Annotated in this window: 18 protein-coding genes; 6 read left to right on the top strand and 12 right to left on the bottom strand. The window is 62.9% G+C overall.

Annotated elements, in window-relative coordinates:
• Nucleotides 1-14: 14 nt before the first annotated feature.
• The 7 genes from dnaB to AC25Y4_RS13830 form a co-directional block, all read right to left on the bottom strand.
• Nucleotides 15-1391, bottom strand: coding sequence for a replicative DNA helicase (dnaB, locus tag AC25Y4_RS13860; protein ID WP_488121008.1), 1377 nt, complete (start codon nt 1389-1391; stop codon nt 15-17).
• A 427-nt stretch (nt 1392-1818) separates the two neighbouring features.
• Nucleotides 1819-2268: a 50S ribosomal protein L9 gene (gene rplI / locus AC25Y4_RS13855; protein WP_488121007.1), complete on the bottom strand. Its 450-nt coding sequence runs from the start codon at nt 2266-2268 to the stop codon at nt 1819-1821.
• 11 nt (nt 2269-2279) lie between these two features.
• The gene (rpsR, locus tag AC25Y4_RS13850) at nt 2280-2543 is read right to left on the bottom strand and encodes a 30S ribosomal protein S18 (protein WP_035835236.1); all 264 of its coding nucleotides are present in this window, start codon (nt 2541-2543) and stop codon (nt 2280-2282) included.
• A 50-nt stretch (nt 2544-2593) separates the two neighbouring features.
• A complete protein-coding gene (locus tag AC25Y4_RS13845) occupies nt 2594-3088 on the bottom strand; it encodes a single-stranded DNA-binding protein (protein WP_488121006.1) in 495 nt (164 codons plus the stop codon).
• A gap of 3 nt (nt 3089-3091) precedes the next feature.
• Complete coding sequence (gene rpsF / locus AC25Y4_RS13840) at nt 3092-3526, bottom strand: 30S ribosomal protein S6 (RefSeq protein ID WP_488121005.1); 435 nt, start codon at nt 3524-3526, stop codon at nt 3092-3094.
• A gap of 388 nt (nt 3527-3914) precedes the next feature.
• On the bottom strand, nt 3915-4916 hold the full coding sequence (locus AC25Y4_RS13835; RefSeq protein WP_488121004.1) for a hypothetical protein: 1002 nt from the start codon (nt 4914-4916) through the stop codon (nt 3915-3917).
• Between the two features lie 310 nt (nt 4917-5226).
• Complete coding sequence (locus tag AC25Y4_RS13830; RefSeq protein ID WP_488121003.1) at nt 5227-6681, bottom strand: CCA tRNA nucleotidyltransferase; 1455 nt, start codon at nt 6679-6681, stop codon at nt 5227-5229.
• Nucleotides 6682-6763: 82 nt separating this feature from the next.
• Here AC25Y4_RS13830 and AC25Y4_RS13825 point away from each other — a divergent pair, with 82 nt between their 5' ends.
• The 6 genes from AC25Y4_RS13825 to AC25Y4_RS13800 all read left to right on the top strand — a co-directional run bounded on the left by AC25Y4_RS13825 (nt 6764) and on the right by AC25Y4_RS13800 (nt 14716).
• On the top strand, nt 6764-9187 hold the full coding sequence (locus AC25Y4_RS13825) for a DUF6049 family protein (RefSeq protein WP_488121002.1): 2424 nt from the start codon (nt 6764-6766) through the stop codon (nt 9185-9187).
• Complete coding sequence (gene murJ / locus AC25Y4_RS13820) at nt 9180-10802, top strand: murein biosynthesis integral membrane protein MurJ (RefSeq protein WP_488121001.1); 1623 nt, start codon at nt 9180-9182, stop codon at nt 10800-10802. Before AC25Y4_RS13825 ends, murJ begins: the two co-directional genes overlap by 8 nt.
• Nucleotides 10803-10950: 148 nt before the next feature.
• Complete coding sequence (gene trxB / locus AC25Y4_RS13815; protein ID WP_488121000.1) at nt 10951-11925, top strand: thioredoxin-disulfide reductase; 975 nt, start codon at nt 10951-10953, stop codon at nt 11923-11925.
• Between the two features lie 10 nt (nt 11926-11935).
• The gene (trxA, locus tag AC25Y4_RS13810) at nt 11936-12259 is read left to right on the top strand and encodes a thioredoxin (RefSeq protein WP_488120999.1); all 324 of its coding nucleotides are present in this window, start codon (nt 11936-11938) and stop codon (nt 12257-12259) included.
• 134 nt (nt 12260-12393) lie between these two features.
• Entirely contained in the window at nt 12394-13713 is a 1320-nt protein-coding gene (locus tag AC25Y4_RS13805; protein ID WP_488120998.1) for an aminotransferase-like domain-containing protein, read from the top strand.
• Nucleotides 13714-13753: 40 nt separating this feature from the next.
• Nucleotides 13754-14716: a D-alanine--D-alanine ligase family protein gene (locus tag AC25Y4_RS13800; RefSeq protein ID WP_488120997.1), complete on the top strand. Its 963-nt coding sequence runs from the start codon at nt 13754-13756 to the stop codon at nt 14714-14716.
• Between the two features lie 334 nt (nt 14717-15050).
• Here AC25Y4_RS13800 and AC25Y4_RS13795 read toward each other — a convergent pair whose 3' ends face one another.
• The 5 genes from AC25Y4_RS13795 to rsmG form a co-directional block, all read right to left on the bottom strand.
• Nucleotides 15051-15302 (bottom strand): hypothetical protein, encoded by a 252-nt coding sequence (locus AC25Y4_RS13795; RefSeq protein ID WP_488120996.1) that lies wholly within the window; start codon nt 15300-15302, stop codon nt 15051-15053.
• On the bottom strand, nt 15302-16777 hold the full coding sequence (locus tag AC25Y4_RS13790; protein ID WP_488120995.1) for a glycosyltransferase family 2 protein: 1476 nt from the start codon (nt 16775-16777) through the stop codon (nt 15302-15304). Before AC25Y4_RS13790 ends, AC25Y4_RS13795 begins: the two co-directional genes overlap by 1 nt.
• Nucleotides 16778-17167: 390 nt before the next feature.
• The gene (locus tag AC25Y4_RS13785; protein ID WP_488120994.1) at nt 17168-18220 is read right to left on the bottom strand and encodes a ParB/RepB/Spo0J family partition protein; all 1053 of its coding nucleotides are present in this window, start codon (nt 18218-18220) and stop codon (nt 17168-17170) included.
• Nucleotides 18220-19155, bottom strand: coding sequence for a ParA family protein (locus tag AC25Y4_RS13780; protein WP_488120993.1), 936 nt, complete (start codon nt 19153-19155; stop codon nt 18220-18222). The genes AC25Y4_RS13785 and AC25Y4_RS13780 overlap by 1 nt, the downstream gene beginning before the upstream one ends.
• 158 nt (nt 19156-19313) lie before the next feature.
• Nucleotides 19314-19943 (bottom strand): 16S rRNA (guanine(527)-N(7))-methyltransferase RsmG, encoded by a 630-nt coding sequence (gene rsmG, locus AC25Y4_RS13775; protein WP_488120992.1) that lies wholly within the window; start codon nt 19941-19943, stop codon nt 19314-19316.

Raw genomic sequence — 19943 nt, 5'->3', positions numbered from 1 at the left:
GGACCGGGCGAGAACTACGCGCCAGGCACCATATCCGCAAAGCGCGAGTAGTGCCCGTGGAACGCCACGGTCACGGTACGCGTCGGACCGTTACGGTGCTTGGCCACGATGAGGTCGGCCTCCCCAGCACGCGGGTTGTCCTTCTCGTAAGCGCTCTCACGGTGCAACAGGATGACCATGTCGGCGTCCTGCTCGAGCGATCCGGACTCTCGAAGGTCGGAGATGGCGGGCATCTTGTCTGCACGCTGCTCAGGGCCACGGTTCAGCTGTGACAGCGCGATAACGGGAACCTGGAGTTCTTTCGCGAGCAGCTTCAGCGCACGCGAGAACTCGCTGACCTCCTGCTGACGCGATTCAACGCGCTTGCCGGATGTCATCAGCTGCAGGTAGTCAATGATGACCATCTTGAGGCCCACGCGCTGCTTGAGGCGGCGGCACTTGGCCCGAATCTCGACCAGGGTCATGTTCGGGCTGTCGTCAATGTAGAGCGGCGCATCGTTGATGCGGCCACGGGTGGACGCGATGGTCGTCCAGTCGCGGGTGTCGACCGTACCCTTACGCATGCTCTGCAGCGGAACGGATGCCTCAGCAGAGAGCAGACGCATCGCAATTTCACTGCGGCCCATTTCGAGCGAGAAGAAGATGCTGGGCATGTCGTTCTTGATGGATGCCGCGCGAGCGAAGTCGAGCGCGAGCGTTGACTTACCGAGTGCCGGACGAGCCGCGACGATGATCAGCTGGCCACCGTGGAAGCCGTTGGTGAGTTCGTCGAGCTCGGCGAACCCGGTGGGGACACCGGTCATCGATCCGTCGTTGCCCTTGGCAGCTTCAATCTCGTCGATGGCCGTCGTGACGGCCTCGGTGAGCGGAACGTAGTCTTCGGTCTCGGTGTTGCCGGTGACCGAGTAGATCTCGGCCTGGGCGTTGTTGACGATGTCGAGGACTTCACCCTCACCGGCGTAGCCCATTTGCACAATGCGGGTGCCCGCCTCGACGAGGCGACGCAGCAGCGCGCGCTCAGCGACGATGGACGAGTAGAAGCCGGCGTTGGCGGCCGTGGGAACGAGGCTGGTGAGTGTGTGGAGGTACTCCGCGCCGCCGGCACGGGACAGCTCGCCAATCTTGGTGAGCTCGTCGGTGACGGCGATGACGTCGGTGGGTTCTCCGCGCGAGTACAGCGACAGCAGGGCGTCGTAGATGATCTCGTGCTTGGGGATGTAGAAGTCGTTGCCACGAACTGTTTCGACGACATCCGCTACAGCATCCTTGCTGAGCATCATTCCGCCGAGAGCACTCTGCTCTGCGAGGAGGTCGTGTGGGGGAGTGCGCTCTGTGTGTCGCGTTTCCGATCCGCTGCGCTGATCGTTCAGGCCGAGGTGGGCTATCGACACTCCGCGCCTCCTTCTATGTGTTGCTTGTGTGTTGCTTGAGTTCTACCAGCGACCACTGACAGGGATCGCTCCGCGCACACCGTCATCCGATGTGGCTCAAGTCACCCTACGGAGCGGTATGCCCCACAGCCAAACCACCCTGTGGATAACGTTGTGGAAAATCTGCGCGAAACGCCGCACGCGTTGTGCACAACCTGTGCACTCACCTGTGGATAGAAAAGAATATTGGCACCACATTTACCACTTGATCAGGCAATTAAACGATCCACACCTGTGTGGAAAAAGAAACTTCAATACTGTGTTGAAAGTTGATGCTATGGAAACGAACCTGTGTACAAACGTGTGCACTAATGGCCTATTTCCGGCCCTTAACGAGATGTAGCGGCTGACCCCATCGGGGTCAGCCGCTACATCGATCGCAGGTGCCTTACTTGGCAGCTACAACCTGAAGGGTGATCGTCGCACTGAGCTCGTCACGGAGGCGAACAGTCGCCTCGTGCTCGCCAACCAGCTTGATCGGGCTGAGCTCGATCTTGCGCTTGTCGATCGTTCCGAGGCCGGCTGCAGCAACAGCGTCAGCGACATCGGTGGTCTTGACGGAGCCGAACAGGCGTCCGCCAGCACCGGTCTTGACGACCAGCTTGACCTTGGTGTTCTCGAGTGCAGCCTTGAGAGCCTGCGCCTCTTCGAGGGTTGCGTGCTCACGTGCTGCACGTGCGGCCTTGATCTGTTCGATCTGCTTTTCGCCACCGCGAGTCCATGCCACGGCGAAGCCCTGGGGAACGAGGTAGTTACGAGCAAAGCCGTTCTTGACGTCAACGACGTCGCCCGGTGCGCCGAGGCCAGAGACCTCGTGCGTCAGAATCAGTTTCGACATATGAGGGCTCCTTACCGGCCTGAGCCAGCGTAAGGCAGCAAGGCCATTTCGCGAGCGTTCTTTACAGCACGGGCAATGAGGCGCTGCTCCTGGACGGAGACGCCAGTGATGCGGCGGGCGCGAATCTTTCCACGCTCGGAGATGAACTTGCGGAGGGTGGGGACATCCTTGTAGTCGATGACACCGACCCGGATCGACTTCGCGGGGGCGGCGTTCTTGCCACCCTTGGCTCCGCGGAGTGGCTTGCGGCGGTCGCCGCTGCTCTTTCCAGCCATGATTTCCTTTGCTTTCTTAAGTGTTTTTTCAGCCAGCGGCTAAGCGCGGCTTAGAAGGGTGTCTCGTCGCTGAAGTTGCCAGGGGTGTTCCAGACATCTCCGCCGGTTGCGGCGGGTGCACTGGCTGCCCATGGCTCGTCGCCACCGCTGACGGCAGGAGCGCCGCCTCGGGGACCAGACGACTGCGCGCGTGTGACGGAAGCGGTTGCGTAGCGCAGGCTTGGGCCGATCTCATCGATCTCGAGCTCCATGCTGGTGCGCTTCTCACCTTCCTTCGTCTCATACGAACGCTGCTTGAGACGCCCGGTAGCGATAACGCGGGAACCCTTGGTCAGTGATCCGGCAACGTGCTCGGCGAATTCACGCCAGACGCTCGCGCGCAGGAACAACGCCTCGCCATCTTTCCACTCGTTTGCTGCGCGGTCGAAACTGCGCGGAGTGGATGCAATGGTGAAGTTGGCAACCGCCAGCCCGCCCTGCGTGTAACGCAGTTCCGGATCGCTGGTGAGGTTGCCCACCACGGTAATTACGGTCTCGCCGGCCATGGGCTACTTGTCGCTTGCCTTGTCGGCGGCAACGGCAACGGCAGGCTCAGCTTCAGCGGCAGCAGGCTTCGCAGCGGCAGCCTTAGGGTTGGCAGCCTTGCGGGCGGCCTTCTCTTCGGCGAGCTTTGCGGCGACAGCAACCTGGGCGATGCCTTCTTCTGCACGGAGCACCTTGGTGCGCATTACAGCTTCAGACAGCGACAGCTGGCGGTCGAGCTCGACCGTTGCTTCGGAGCTTGCGGTGAAATCGACGACGGCGTAGATGCCCTCTGACTTCTTGTTGATCTCGTATGCGAGACGGCGGCGACCCCAAACATCAACCTTGTCAATGGTGCCACCAGCGTTGCGAACAACGTTGAGGAACTTGTCAAGGCTGGGAGCTACGGTGCGCTCATCGATCTCGGGATCGAGGATAACCATCAATTCGTACTGGTGCATGACTAACCCACCTCCTTCGGACTAAAACGGCTGCAGACTTTCTGCAACAGGAGGGTTGTGCATGTGTCGTAAACGGAGGCCGGGAATCCGGCACGCAGACAACCTGCCAAGACTAGCCGATGAAGCTGGGAACCGCCACCTGCGGGGGCCGGTTGACTCGGTGGGCCTAGTGCCGGTGGGGGAGTGGTCGGCAGGCACGCCGGTGCCGGGCTGCGCCGCCACCAGTTGCCCGCCGCCAGGTTGTCGCGGCGCGGCCCTACGCCGAGAATCGCCGTTTGTGCCGAGTGTCGCCGTCATAACGGCGGCTCTCGGCACAAACGGCGACACTCGATGCGACAAACGGGCGGGCGCGGCGTTGGACACTTGACCGGCCAGCAGCAGATGCCGCTCACACCACCGCGGCCCCCGGCCGCGGTCGGAGTCCGGCGCGCAGAAGGATGTTCCGAAGCTCATCCCTGCGCATCGCAGTTCCCCACAACCACCTGACCACGCCGTGGCCGGTGTTCGCCCGCAATCGGTCCTCCCGGATTTTCTCCGCTACGACCACGTCTGCTGGGCTCCGGCCCTTGAGGAATTCGCCGCGGGTGTACTTCACCTCACCGTCGAACTCGCCAATGAGCTGCAAGGTGCGATCCCCCTGCTTCTGCAGCCAGCGGAAGTCCACAAAGTCTTCGATTCCCTCCGGGCTTACAAACCGAACCTGGAGCTCTGGCGCCGGGAAGCCGCACAGATGAATCTGTCCACGACTGAGGGACTCTCCCGGTGACGCGGAGCGATTGTCGCTGAATGCAATCGCCACGCGAGCGGATCTCGTTCCACGAATCGGCCTCTCACCCGCAATGCGCGCAATCAGTAGCTCGCGCTCGACCCCCGGGTGCCGGGTATCGTCCAGCAGTTCGATTGACGATTTCGTTCCCACGTCGAGCGAGGCGACCGCGGATAGAAACGACGTCGTGCGTGCGAGGTCGATAAGGGTGCGGGCGAGCGAGGTGACGTGCAGACCGCCGATCACCACGATGTCACCGTCGGCGATGGCGTCGTGGTGCACCGTGACGCCGTTCTTCGAGTGCAGCCCAAGGCGACCGGCAGCCATCACATGCGCGACCTGCGGCCACCGTCCGATGATGGGCAGCCCCCACATGACCGCGGCTGATTGGTGGGAGAAGATCGGTACGGTACCGCGCGTTGCTGCGACTGCGCGCATACGCAGAAGGTACCTGTCGCGCTCATTCACGTCATCCCATCCGCTTGCACCGACAAAGACGCCACGGCGGAGCTTGACGAGCTGATCGGACGCTACACCTCGATAGAGCTGGCGACCGCTGCCGCCAGCCTCGGCCACGTCGCGCGTGAAATGGAGCGGACGCCAACCAGGGCTCTCTTTACTCATCACGCAATGCTCCGCGGAGTTCGCATGCGCGGGCGACGCTTGTGCACATCCTGTGCAGAATCGAACGCAAGCCGGCCCGGTAGGGGAGTGGCCTTCTGCCTTCGCCGACAATCGCCGTTACGACCGAGAGTCGCCGTTGCAACGGCGACTCTCGGCACTAACGGCGACACTCGGCGTAACTGAGTAACTGGGTAGCAAGGTTACGTTCGAGGGTGTCCATCAACGCAGCGGATGCGGCGCACACACGGTGCGCCTAAGTGGGAGCGGAGGCGATGGCCAGGCTCAGACACGACAGACCAGGCGCGACGGATCAGGCGTCTCTGGTCTCGGTCGCCCCCGCGTTGCGGTCGGCCCACCAGGCCAGCAGGCGCTTCGTGGCTTCCTCGTCACCGAGCGGGCCATCGTCGAGCCGCTGCTCCAGCAGATAGCGGTAGGCCTCGCCAACCTCCGGTCCTGGCTTCACGCCCAGGATCTTCATGATCTGCTCGCCGTCGAGGTCGGGGCGAACGGCCGCCATCTCCTCTTGTTCCGCGAGTTCGGCGATCCGCTGCTCAAGATCGTCGTAGGCGAAGCCCAGTCGGTCGGCCTTGCGCCTGTTGCGCGTGGTGACATCCGCTCGCGTCAGAATGTGTAACCGCTCAAGCTGGTCACCGGCATCCCGCACGTAGCGGCGCACGGCCGAATCGGTCCAGGCACCCTCGGTGTAGCCGAAGAAGCGCAGATGCAGGTCGATCAGGCGCGACACAGAGTTAATGGTCTCGTTGTCGAAGCGCAACGCCTTGAGGCGACGCTTCGCGAGCTTGGCGCCGACAACGTCGTGGTGGTAGAAACTGACGACTCCGCCCGGCTCGAGCTTCCGCGTAGCCGGCTTTCCGATGTCGTGGAACAGCGCGGCCAGGCGCAGGATGAGGTCGGGGCTGTCGAGGTTGCCGCGGGACTTCTCGTACCCGATCGCCTGCTCGAGCACGGTCAGGCTGTGCTGGTAGACGTCCTTGTGGTGGTGGTGCTCGTCCACTTCGAGACGCAGCGCGGGAATCTCAGGCAGCACGATGTCGGCCAACCCAGAGTCGACGAGCAGCTCAATGCCCGCACGAGGGGAGTCGGACTTCAGCAGCTTCGAGATCTCTTCTGCAACGCGCTCGACAGAGATATTGCGGATGCGATCGGCCATGGCCTCCATCGCAATTGCGGTGTCGATTTCCAGCGTGAAGCCAAGCTGCGAGGTGAACCGTGCGGCCCGCATCATGCGCAGGGGATCGTCGCCGAAGGAGACCTCCGGCGTCGTCGGAGTGCGAAGGATCTGGGAGATGAGGTCGTCGATTCCGCCAGACGGATCAACGAGTGTCATTTCGGGCAGGCGCAGCGCGAGGGCGTTCACCGTGAAGTCGCGGCGCACCAGGTCGTCTTCGAGACTCTTGCCGAAGACAACGTCGGGCTTCCGCGTCTCACCGTCGTAGCTGTCTGCGCGATACGTGGTGATCTCAACGGTTTCGCCGGCGACCTTGGCGCCGATGGTGCCGAATGCGCGACCGATGTCCCAGTGCCCTTCGGCGATGGGCTTGACGATGGCTAGGATTTCGTCTGGCGTGGCATCCGTTGTGAAATCGAGGTCATTGATCGGCCTGTCGAGGAACGCGTCCCTGACCGGTCCGCCGACGAGCGCAAGCTCGTGACCTGCATCCGAAAATGCGTTCGCTAAACGGGAAACGGTGGGGGTGGCAGCCAGGTCGCCCAGTCGCGCGAGGGCTGCCGCGACGCTCTGCATGACCCCCATGTTAGTTGCTGCACGGAACGACTGACGGCCGCGCGCAGGCTTCTCACTGGCTACACACCATAGAATCGCCTGCATGGTGGACGAGTCAATTCCTGCGCGTCAGCCTGCACTCTCCCTGTTTGCACTGCCCGGCACCCGGCGTTTGTCGCCCCGCTTTGCCGTGAAGCTGATCGCCGTGCTTTCACTCGCGCTTGCCGCCCCAGGACTCGGATTCGTTCCGGCGTCTGCCGTTGCGGCCAGCCCTGTCGTTGCGACAGAGGCCCAGGCCCCCCTGGCGACGACTGCCGGCGATGACCTCGTTACCGTCGAACTTGCCCCTGCCGGTTCGCCCGTCGTTCAGCCCGGCCAGGATTTGGCTGTGACGGCCACCATCACCAACGGCGGCACGGATGCGGTCAACTCCGGAGATCTCGGTATTTATTTGGCCGGCCGCGCGCTGACCACCCAGACAGCGCTCGACGCCTGGCTCGACCCGGAGACAGAGGCGAATGGCGACCTGCTGGTCACCTCGTCTACGGCCGTCGAGATCCTCCCCGGTAACTCGTCGGTTGTGACGGTCACTGTTCCCTCCGCCGCGCTCGGCCTGACAGATGAAAACGGATGGGGGGCCCGCGGCATCGCAGCCAGGCTCACCGTCGACGGTGAAACGACCGCCGAGGGCCGCAGCACCTTCGTCTGGTACCCGGCTCAGTCGGTTACACCGGTGAACTTCAGCGTCGTCATGCCCATCACGACACCGGCCGGGAGCGTGGGGATCATTCCGGCGACCGCTCTGGAGACGTACACGAGCCCGACAGGGCTACTCACACGGCAGCTCGATGGCGTGATCAATACGCCCGTCGCGCTCGGCATCGATCCCATGATCATTGCGTCGATCCGCATTCTCGGCAGCGAAGCGCCGGTGTCGGCTCTCGGCTGGCTCGACCGCCTGGCTCACGCCACGAATGAGACATTCCCCTTGCAGTATGCGGATGCAGACATCGCACTCGAGGCACAGACGAGCGGCCTCCTCCAGGGCCCCCTCTCCTTTGACTTCGCGCTGGATCCCGCCGCCTTCGAGACACCGGTTCCTGCCGCCCCTGCCGCCGAAATCGAATCCGAAGAGCAGAGTTCACTGCCGCAGGGCCTTGGTATCCGCGGACTGTCCCCTCAGGGCCACAGCGCGACAGAGACAGTCACCACTCCCACTGCCACCCCCACGCCAACCCCGGTGCCATCGGATGACCCGAACGCCGGACCGGCGCTGCCAACGGCCCAGGATCTCCTGGCCTGGAACTACACGAGCACCACTGTCGGCTGGCCGGCATCCGCAAGCGTTTCCGCGGCTGACCTCGATGTTTTCGCGGCAAGCGGCCTCACGACGACGCTCCTGTCCTCGTCGCAGGTGGCACGTTCCGACACATCGGTCACGCCATCCGCGACGGTAACCGTCGATGGCGGTGTCGGCCTGGTCGCCTCTGACACCCTGTCATCCGCGATCAGCGGAGCCGTGATGGCCTCGACCGACGAGGAGTGGCACGCACACATCGCAGAGGCATTCTCAGAGCTCGCTGTCGCAGCCGCAAACCAGTACGGAACCACACAAACAGTTCTGGCGGCCCTCGACCGGGGATGGCCACAGACCGCCACGCGGCTCACCCAGACCATCGCAACACTGTCGTCTATTCCGTGGCAGGCATCCGCCACTCTTGAACAGGCGATCGCGTCGCCCGCTGACACCAGTGCCACCTTCCAGGGTGAGTCGGAAGACGCGACCAGGGTCGAGCTCGGCAAGCGCCTGGTCGACAGCGAAAGCGCGCTCACCCAGTTCTCCACGGCCATCGCAGACCCGCTTGCCCTGACCGCACCAGAACGCCTCGCGCACCTCGCCCTGTTCGCCACGTCATGGACCAGCGACCAGGACGCATGGACAGCCGCCGTCGGCACCAACCTGACCGATGCGCGCAGCGTGCTCGATTCCGTCGTGGTGACCACCAAGGGCCCCATCAATGTGCTCGCGTCACAGGTCGACATTCCCATCACCCTGACCAACGACTTCGACCAGGCGGTCTCGGTGCGGCTGGCACTGGTTCCCTCGAATGCCCGGCTCGTGGTCGGCGACGAGGTCGAAGAGACCATTGACGCCAACTCAGGCCGCACGATCAAGATCCCCGTGAGTGCCAAGGTCGGAAACGGCGATGTCACCCTGCGCGCCATCGTCTACTCGCCGACCGGCGTGCAGCTCGGCGAACCAGTGCTGATCGACGTCAACGTGCAGGCCGAATGGGAAGGCGTTGGCGCCCTGATCTTCGGCATCGCTGTCGTGCTGTTCTTCGGCTACGGCGTGTGGCGCAACATCACCGGCCGCCGCAAGCACAAAGCGGATGCCGACACCGTCGACTCCACTCCGACACCTGATAACCCGGTTACAGACGTTCCTGCATCGCTGTTCGCAGCCCCCACGAAGGATGAGGACCCCCGTGTCACGAACGGTAAGGCAGACGACACCCGTGAGTAAGACAGGCAGCATCGGTCGCGCCAGCGTCTTCCTGGCCTCAGGAACGATCGTGTCGCGCATCCTGGGCTTCGTGAAGCTCTGGGTTCTCGCCCAGGTGATCGGTCTCTTTGGCCAGAGCACCAACGCCTTCGCGGTCGCCAACCAGCTTCCGAATACCGTCTATGTGATCGTGGCCGGCGGTGTGCTGACCGCCGTCTTGGTTCCGCAAATCGTGAGGGCAGCCCTGCACGCCGACGGTGGCACGGCATACATCAACAAGCTGCTCACCGTCGCTCTCGTCATTCTCGGCGCAACGACAATCGTGGCAACCCTGCTCGCCCCGGTGCTCACGCCGATTTGGGGCTCGAATCTTCCGCCAGAGACCCTGTCGCTGGCGATTGCCTTTGCCTACTGGTGCCTTCCGCAGATCTTCTTCTACGGGCTCTACACGGTGCTGGGGGAGGTCCTGAATGCGCGCAAGTCGTTCGGCCCGTACACCTGGGTTCCCGTGCTCAACAATGTGGTGGCCATCGCCGGCCTCGGCGTCTTCGCCCTCATGTTCGGTGCAGACCCGACCGGTGCGCGGCTCGCAACCGACTTCTCGCCATTGATGATCGCCGTGCTCGCAGGCAGCGCAACGCTCGGCGTGCTGGTGCAGGCCGTCGTGCTCTACTACTTCTGGCGTCGCATCGGGCTGCGCTATCGCCCGGACTTCCACTGGCGTGGCGTCGGTCTCGGAACTGCCGGAAAGATGGCCGGCTGGACCTTCGGCATGCTCATCCTGACCACCATCGCCGGAATCGTCGAGACTCAGGTCGCGACGATCGCCTCGACCGACAGCACAGCATCCGTGCAGGTGCTCAACACCGCCTGGCTCATCTTCATGCTCCCGCACTCGGTCATCACCGTGTCGGTGGCCACCGCCTACTTCACCCGGATGAGTGAGCACGCGGCGATCCACAAGCTTGATTTGGTTCGCGCCGACGCATCGTCTGCCATCCGGGGCACCTCGCTGATCATCATGATCGCGTCGGCCGTGATCATTGTCTGCGCCTATCCGTTCGCCGCAGTCTTCGTGCACGGGGAGTTCGTGCAGGTCCAGGCCACGGGAAACGTGATCATCGCCTACGTGCTCGGACTCGTCGCCTTCTGCGTATTGTTCGTGCTTCAGCGCACCTTCTACGCCCTCAGCGACACCCGCACCCCGTTCTTCTTCACGCTCTTCCAGAGCGTGCTCATCGTCATCGGCGTGCTCGCCTGCCAGCTGCTGCCGGTGGAGTGGATCGCAGCCGGTATTGCGCTGGTGGTCACGGTCTCCGGTATTGCCCAGGCAATTCTTGCGGCCTTCCTGCTGCGCAAGAAGATCGGCGGCATCGACGGCAGACGCATCCTGCAGAGCCTGACCAAATACTTCGTTGCCGCAATCATCCCGGTTGCCCTCGGCGTATGGGTGCTGGTGCTGCTGGGTGGCACTCGCGAGGGCGGTTTTGCCGTTTCGGGTGTCTTTACCGCCATCGTCTCGATGGTTGCGATTGGCCTGGTCATGGCGTTGTCGTACTTCGGGATTCTCATGTTGATGCGTACGAGCGAGCTCAAAGCCTTCACCGACCCGCTGTTGGCCCGTTTCCGCCACTAAGCCAATCCCCACTGGTCGCGCCTCCCCACAGCCTGTGCGGGCCATCAGATGCCCAGCAAGTGCGGAATACCATCCGATTAGGATGTGTTGTACCGGGCAGTGGGATGAGCATGAGGTCATCCCGCCCACGATTTCAAGGAGAGTGCGCGTGCGCCAAATCATCATCATCGGCTCCGGTCCTGCGGGATACACGGCGGCCATCTACGCTGCGCGTGCCAACCTCAACCCGCTCCTCATCGCCAGTTCGGTGGAAGCCGGCGGCGAGTTGATGAATACGACGGAAGTGGAAAACTTCCCCGGATTCCCCGAGGGCATTCAGGGCCCCGAACTCATGACCAAGATGCAGGAGCAGGCTGAGCGGTTCGGCACTGAGGTTGTCTACGACGACGTCACGCACGTCGACCTCGACGGCGACATCAAGACGATCACGCTGGGCTCCGGCGAGAAGCACGAAGCCCTTGCCGTGATCTTCGCCACAGGGTCTGCGTACCGCAAGCTCGGACTGGACGACGAAGAGCGCCTGTCCGGCCGCGGCGTCTCGTGGTGTGCGACCTGCGACGGGTTCTTCTTCAAGGACAAGGTCATCGCCGTCGTCGGCGGGGGAGACTCCGCGATGGAGGAGGCTACCTTCCTGACGCGCTTCGCCAGCAAGGTGAACGTCATTCACCGCAAGGACACCCTGCGCGCCTCCAAGATCATGCAGGACCGTGCGTTTGCGAACGAGAAGATCGAGTTCGTCTGGAACGCGGAAGTGGCCGGCATCACCGGCGAAGAGGCCGTCGATGGCCTCGTGCTCCGCGACACGGTGTCCGGTGAGGAGAAGCCCCTCGAAATTGGCGGGCTCTTCGTCGCAATCGGCAACGACCCGCGCACCCACCTGGTGCATGGCAAGCTCGACCTCACCGACGATGGCACCATCGCCGTTGAGGGGCGATCCTCACGCACCAGCCAGGCCGGTGTCTTCGCTGCCGGAGACGTCATCGACCCGCACTACCGCCAGGCTGTCACGGCCGCGGCCTCTGGGACCGTCGCAGCTCTCGACGCCGAGCAGTACCTGGCATCCCTCCCCAAAGACCTGCTGGCCTCGGCTGGCGAAACTGAACTCGCAACACTTACCAACTAAGGAGAATTACATGACTGCTCGCGCTGTCACCGACGCAACCTTCGACCAGGAAGTCATCAACAACGAGAAGACCGTTCTGGTCGACTTCTGGGCAGAGTGGTGTGGCCCCTGCCGCGCCGTCAGCCCGATCCTTGACCAGATCGCTTCTGAGCACGCCGACAAGATCGACATCGTCAAGCTCAATGTTGACGACAACCCTGCCCTGGCAGCGAAGTACCAGATCACCTCCATCCCCGCGATGAAGGTGTTCCAGAAGGGCGAGGTCGTCAAGACCGTCATCGGCGCCAAGCCGAAGCCTGCCCTCGAAGCCGACCTGGCCGCCTACCTCGCGTAGCCGACCGGTTTCAGAAACCCCGTCCGGCGCAAGCCGGGCGGGGTTTTTTGTACCCAGGCAGACCACACCGGCCACGCGGCCAAGCGCGTCGCCGACTAGGAATAGCATTGAACCCTCACCAGGACGGAAGTGAAGTGACAGATCAGGGCGCCCCCCAGGCCGGAACCAACCTCGACCCGTGGTATCACCACTACGCCGAACGAGCCGCCGGCCTCCGTGCCTCAGAGGTGCGCGCGCTCTTCGCCGTCGCCTCCCGCCCTGAGGTGGTCTCGCTCGCCGGCGGCATGCCATACGTTGCCGCGCTGCCGCAGGACCTGGTGATCAACGCCATGGATCGCGTCATGGTCGAGCAGGGCGCCGTTGCGCTGCAATATGGCTCTGGTCAGGGAGTTCCCGAGCTTCGTGAGCAGATTCTCGAGGTCATGGCCCTGGAAGGCATTCGAGCGCACGCTGACGATGTCGTGGTCACCACCGGGTCCCAGCACGCACTGGAACTCGTCAGCAAGCTCTTCCTCGACCCGGGAGACGTCGTGCTCTCCGAGGGTCCGAGTTACGTCACCGCAATGGTGATCTTCAAGTCGTACCAGGCCGAGGTCGAGCACGTTCCCATGGACGAGCACGGCCTCATTCCAGAGGCTCTTCGTGAGCGCATCGCCAGCCTCAAGGCCGCAGGCAAGAACATGAAGTTCCTCTACACGATCCCCAGCTTCCACAACCCGGCCGGGGTGACCCTCAGCTGGGAACGACGCGTTGAGATCCTCGAGATCGCCAAGTCGAACAATATCCTGGTGCTCGAGGACAACCCGTATGGCCTGCTCTATTTCGACCAGCCGGCACCGGATGCCATGCGCTCGCTCGAACAGGACGGCGTCGTTTACCTAGGCACCTTCTCCAAGACACTCGCTCCCGGGTTCCGGGTGGGATGGGCGCTGGCCCCGCATGCCATCAGGGAGAAGCTCGTCCTCGCCAACGAGGCCGCCGTGCTCTCGCCCAGTTCCTTCAGCCAGCTGGTGATCTCGGAGTACCTGTCCACCGCCGACTGGAAGGGACAGATCAACACCTTCCGCAGCGTCTACCACGAGCGCAAGAACGCCATGCTCTCCGCACTCGACGAGTACCTGCCGGAGCTCAGCTGGACCAACCCGAACGGTGGCTTCTACGTCTGGGTGACCATGCCGGAGCAGCTGGATTCGAAGGCCATGCTCCCGCGTGCTGTCAAGGAACTCGTTGCCTATACCCCCGGTACGGCGTTCTTCGCCGATGGCGACGGGCGACAGAACATGCGATTGTCGTTCTGTTACCCGACTCCCGAAAGCATTCGCCTCGGCATCCGTCGCCTTGCCACGGTCATTCGCAGTGAGCTCGACCTCCTCGACACGTTTGCCGGTACCGGAACGCTCAGCGCCGTCGACGACCGACGTCGATTCAGTGCCCCGCCGCCCAACATCTCCTAATCGGTTCCGACCCCTTTCAGAGCAAGGAATAACCCTGAATATGAGCGAATTCACGGCTCTCAACATCGTCGTACTGGCCGGTGGCATTTCCCACGAGCGTGATGTGTCATTGCGCTCGGGTCGCCGCGTTTCCGATTCCCTCACCGGGCTCGGCCATCGCGTCACGATCGTCGACCCAGACGCGTCCCTGCTGGGCTTCCTCAAAACGGCGAGGCCGGATGTCATTTGGCCGGCCCTGCACGGGGCCAGCGGCGAAGATGGCGCGTTGCGTTCCCTCCTCGCCACCACCGGAATTCCGTTCGTGGGTTCTGAGGGCCACGCTGCACGTCTTGCCTGGTCGAAGCCAACGGCGAAGGAACTCGTTCGCCGCGCCGGTTTTGCCACGCCACAGTCGATCGCCCTGTCGAAGGAGACCTTCCGCGACCTCGGTGCGGCGAACGTGCTCGAGAACGTCATCGCCGCACTCGGCACAGAACTCGTGGTCAAGCCCGCTGAGGGTGGATCAGCCCAGGGTGTGACGATCGTCGAAGGTGTTGCCGGTCTGCCCCGCGCGATGGTGGATGCCTTCACCTACTCCGACAATGCGCTCATTGAGCGCCGCGTAGTGGGCACTGAGCTGGCCATAGCCGTCATAGACACGGGGGAGGGGCCCATCGCCCTGCCTGCTGTCGAGATCGTGCCTCTCAGTGGCGTCTACAGCTTCGAGGCGCGCTACAACGCCGGGGAGACGCAATTCTATGCACCAGCACGCATCTCGCCCGAGCTCGCAGAGCTCGTCGGAGAGTCCGCCGTCGCGATTCATTCCCTGCTGGGGCTGCGACACATCTCACGCATCGACATGATTGTCGACGAAGACGGCACTCCCTGGTTCCTGGAGGCGAACGTGCTCCCCGGCCTCACGGAAACGTCGCTGGTTCCGCTGTGCATCGAGGCCTCAAGCCAGACGCTCGGCGATGTCTATTCCGCACTGGCTTTCGCCGCCATCAATGAAAGCAGCAACTAGACCAGCTCCCGCCTCGTCTGTACCGCATCCACTGAACGCTCCCCGCTCGCCCAGGTTCTAGCCTGGCGGCGGGGAGCGATTTCGTTAGGGGCGCACGGTCTCGTTTCACGTGAAACATCGCACTGTTGTACTCGGCGCCGGGAGGCGGGGGGGGAGTGGGGGAGTGGGGGAGTGGGGCCGGGTGGCGCAGCGGTGCCAGGTGGCGATTCCGGGGTCCGGCATGGTTTCACGTGAAACATCAAGGCTGAATCATGCCACGCGGTGCGGCGGGACCGTTTCACGTGAAACACGGCGGACCTTCAGTCCGTGCTGTTTCACGTGAAACATTCGACTGTTATCGATGCCAGAATCTCCGCGCGGCCGGCTTGGTGGATACCGGCGCATCCGGATAGATGCTGCGGGTCGCTCGGCGACGATTGCTCCCCGATATCCAGTCGGTGAAGTACACCTTGGGCAGGATCTTAGCGAGCGACAGTGCGACGTAGATCACCGTGTTGACTGCAACGAAGGTAGCGAAGTGGGCGAACAGTGGGGAGGTCAGAGTGGATGTCGGAAGCAGAATGCCAGCGGGGAACACGAGTGGCATCACGCTCTTCCTCCCTCTGGCAACGATGTACTCAGGGGGTCAATCCGAGGTGGCTCGTCTGGCGACGACGTGTGCGGCACGTGATCCCACGCAGCCTTCCTGCCGAGGGTGATGTCGATGATTCCCTTGACGTAGACCAGGTTGAGTAACATATCGAAAAGCAGCTCTGGCAGCAGCAGTAACGCGAGCAGTCGCGCCCGCCAGCCACCCTTCCATACGGTCGCGAGGCGTTCCACAAGGAAGATGGTGCCGACGCCCAGCCAGAACGGGAACCATACCCAGGCGTCCACCGCGAGTACGGTAATTAGCAGGAGCAGCAGAAATGACGTCAGCGCGATCACGCTATAACCGATACCGAGCTGCTGCGCCCAATAGCGCATGGTCGCCAGTGTCATGCCGTAGGACCCGATGTTCTCAAGAGCCCCACGCTGCCAACGCAAGCGCTGCTTCCACAGTGCCGCCGGCGTTGGCATCAGCTCGGTAACCACCGAGCACTTCTTTGGTGAGGTCATCAGAGCGCCCAGCGACTTGAGGGCGATCGTGAGCTCATTGTCTTCGGTGAGCACGGCGGTGTCGTACACGTCTCCGGGCCGTCCCGGAATGATATCGCCACGACTCTCGGCCACTGCACGCAATGCGGCGGGCCGGAACATGGACGCGGTGCCGGTCAGTACAAAGACACGGCCGCGGCGCCGTGCAATCTCGCGAGAGTACCGCACGTACTCATTGCGCTGCAGCTGGCCAAGTAGGCCGAAACCATCTTCGCCGTAGAAAAGCCCGCCGACAGCCATCAGGGCGCGGTCATACGTGAACCGATTCACCCCTTCTTCCAGGAAACCATCGTCGAGAGTGGTGTCGGCGTCCATCACCATGACAATGTCATTGTCTCCCTGCCCAGGGAGAAGCCGAGCAAGAGCCTGGTTCAGGGCGCCCGCCTTCTTGTCGGTGTTCCCGACTGATTCAATAACCTCAACCCCATGCTGGAGTGCGAGGGCAACGGTGGTGTCTGTACAGTTGTCGGCGACGACGATCACGCGCTCCGGCCGATGGGATTGGGCGTGTAGCGACGACAAGGTCATGGGCAGCGACGCCGCCTCGTTGTAGGCCGGAATCAGCACAGTGACAGTGACCTTGCCCGCGAAGACACCTCGAGTGGACGCCATGATGACCTTGGGTGCCAACGGGGTGGCGTGCCTGTTTGAGGAGCGGCGAGACTTGCTCGCTGCTCTCCGCTCCAATACCGCGATGCCGATGGCGAACAGTGCGGCCAAGGCAATCGCGGCGAGAATCAGCAACGGTGCGGGGGCCGCCGGGTCGTAGAACACCTGCCACACCCCGAACAGGGTGCCAACGCTCGGTACCTCCCCGACCTGCGGCGCACTGAATCCAACCACGATCCAGAGGGCGACGGCGGCACCAGCAGCCGATGACGCTATAACTACACCGACAAATCTCCGCAACCGGTTCGCTCGCATAGCCGAACCGTAGCAGCTCCCTGTCTCTCAACTCGGGCACGATAGCGATCGGCGCAACACGCGCGGCAGATTTCAGTCAGTAGTTTCACGTGAAACACTCCAAAAGTGGGCAATTTCGCTTCGCTGAGAGCCATCCTAAGCTCACCATCGTCGTTAAAAAATTTCGGATTTCGCGGCATATCGACGGCAAACTTCCGCCATTCGAGGGGCCCGCCTCGAACACGCGTGACTATCGGTATCGCCGGCAGTGAAATCACGAACGATCAGTCGTCAAGGACGAGCGATGCGGGGGAGTGGCAGGGAGGGAGGGAGTGACTGACGCCCACCGCTGGAGTCCAGCGGTGGGCGTCAGCGATCGAAATGAGAGCCAAGCAACCAACGAGGCCGAAACTAGCTAGCGCTGTAGCCAGACTGTCCGAGCTCCGCGAGGATTCTGTTGAGGTCGCCAATAGTCGCGAAATCTACTGTGATCTGGCCTTTTCGTGCGCCGAGCTTGATCTTGACCCGGGTATCCAGCCGATCGCCGAGGCTATCCGCGAGCTCGTTGAGGTGTCCCTGGCGTTTTCCAGGGGCCGGCTTGGCCACTGGCGCCTTGGGAGTAGCGCTGGCGGCTGCTTCCGCAGCGCGAACCGACAGGTCTTCGTTCACAATCTTGTCGGCGAGGCGCAACATGCCCTCTGTGTCACCGACGGATAGAATGGCCCGCGCGTGACCGGCGCTCAAAACGCCGGCGGCGACCCGCAGCTGAACGGCTGACGGCAGCTTGAGCAGGCGGATGGTGTTGGTGATCTGCGGACGCGAGCGTCCAATCTTCTGAGCGAGTTCGTCCTGGGTGATGCCAAAGTCCGACAGCAACTGCTGGTAGGCCGACGCCTCTTCAAGCGGGTTGAGCTGGGCGCGGTGCAGGTTCTCGAGGAGAGCATCCCGCAGCATGTCGACATCCGCTGTGTCCCGGACGACAGCGGGGATCGTCGCGAGCCCCACCTCACGCGTGGCGCGCAATCGACGCTCACCCATGACGAGCTCGAACTTGCCATGCAATTCGGGGTGCGGACGCACCACGATGGGCTGGAGAACGCCAATTTCGCGGATGCTGTGCACCAGTTCGGCGAGGTCGGACTCGTCGAACACCATGCGGGGCTGCTGGGCATTCGGGATGATGTCGTGGGGGTCGAGGTACGCGAGCCAGGCCCCTGGTACGTCAAGCAGGTCGTCCGTGGAGCCCAGGGGCTCGACCGGCGCCAACACCGGTGCCTGAGCTGGGGCCGCCTGCGGCACGCTCAGGGCAGGTGAAACTGTCGGGGGAGTGGGGCGGGAAGCAGCCACCGCGGCGCTCGTGTCTGAATGCGGAAAGAACACATCGACGGGACGCGCCGGCTTGGCCTCGTCCTGCATCGGAATGAGCGCGCCAATTCCGCGCCCGAGGCCAGTCCGCTTTGCCATTAGAGCTGTACTCCAGTCTGTGGTGCGCCACGCCGGGCAATCTCTGCTGCGGCTTCGAGGTAGGAGAGCGATCCTGCGGAGTTGAGGTCGTAGCTGATGACGCTCTGGCCATAGCTGGGTGCCTCAGAAACGCGCACAGAGCGCGGAATCAGGGTCTTGAGCACCTGGTTGGGGAAGTGATCGCGCACGTCCTGGGCAACCTGGTTCGCGAGGTTCGTTCTGCCGTCGTACATGGTCAGCAGGATAGTCGAGACGCGCAACTCCGGGTTGAGATGCTTCTCAATGAGCTCAATGTTCTTGAGCAGCTGGCTGAGGCCTTCAAGCGCGTAGTACTCGCACTGGATAGGAATAAGAACCTCACGGGCCGCCACGAACGCATTGATCGTCAGCAAGCCGAGTGACGGCGGGCAGTCAATGAAAACGTAGTGGTAGGGGTCGGTCATCTCGCGAAGGTGCAGGTCGAGCGCACGGCGGAGACGCTGTTCGCGAGCAACGAGGGAGACAAGCTCGATCTCGGCACCGGCGAGGTGGATGGTGGCCGGAACGCAGTACAGCGCGCCGAATTCCGGGCTCTTCTGTACGACATCCGCCAACGCAACATCGTTGACGATCACGTCGTACACGCTCGCCGTGTCAGCGCGGTGCTCGACACCGAGCGCTGTCGAGGCGTTGCCCTGCGGGTCAAGGTCGATCACGAGCACCTTGGCGCCCTGGCGGGCGAGTGCTGCGGCCAGGTTGACGGCTGTGGTGGTCTTGCCAACGCCGCCCTTCTGGTTCGAGACGGTCATGACGCGTGTGGTGGCAGGCTTCGGAAGCTGCTCTGACGCAATGGCCTGGCGCCGGCGCGTTAATTCAGCGATCTCCCGTGCGAGGGGAGTGGATCCGTCGAATCCAGAATCTGACTGGAGGTGCTGGTCTTCACCAGGATGCTTCACGTGAAACCTTTGCGTCTGGATGCGGATGTGGTGACAAATTCCCGGGCATACTCATGCTTCGGGGGAGATCGCCGTACTACTGGGTCGCTCTGATCGAGGTGCCGCCCACACCGGATCCACAGCGGATGCCGTCAACGGACAGTACGAAAATCGAGAGACTAATCCACTGTAGCCCTAATGACCCGCGTGACATCCTGCAGCACGCCCTCACCGAGGGTGAGAACTTCAACATTGGTCAGACGGTACTTACGGATGGCCTTGGCTGCGGCCTCAATCTCGGCCGGTGCGCCTGCACCCTTCATGAGGATCAGCTCACCTCCTGGACGAAGCAGCGGTGCCGTCAGGGGAATCAGAGTGCGGAAAGCGCTCACGGCGCGAGCAGTCACCTGGTCGAGACGCTGATCCAGCTTGACCTCTTCGGCGCGGGCACGGTTCACGACGACGTTGTCCAGTCCGAGCGCTTTCACCTGGTCGGTGAGCCAGGCAACGCGACGCTCCATGGGCTCGATCAGCACGAACGACACGTCAGGGCGGGCAATGGCCAACACGAGACCGGGAAGTCCTGCCCCCGAGCCGACGTCTCCGACGAGGCCTGGGCGCAGCAACGGCGCAACGATCGCGCAGTTCAGGATGTGACGCGACCACAGGCGGGGGAGTTCCAGTGGGCCAATAAGCCCGAGTTCTTCACCCTGCGCGGCCAGGTTGGCCGTGAATGCGCGCGCAACATCAATCTGCGCACCAAAGATTTCAGCCGCTTCGGCCGGCTCTGCCTCTAACAATTCGTTCAA

The sequence above is a fragment of the Leifsonia sp. Y878 genome (assembly GCF_057669685.1).
The sequence above is the reverse complement of the archived record's forward strand: the minus strand, read 5'-3'. Positions and strand labels throughout refer to the sequence as shown.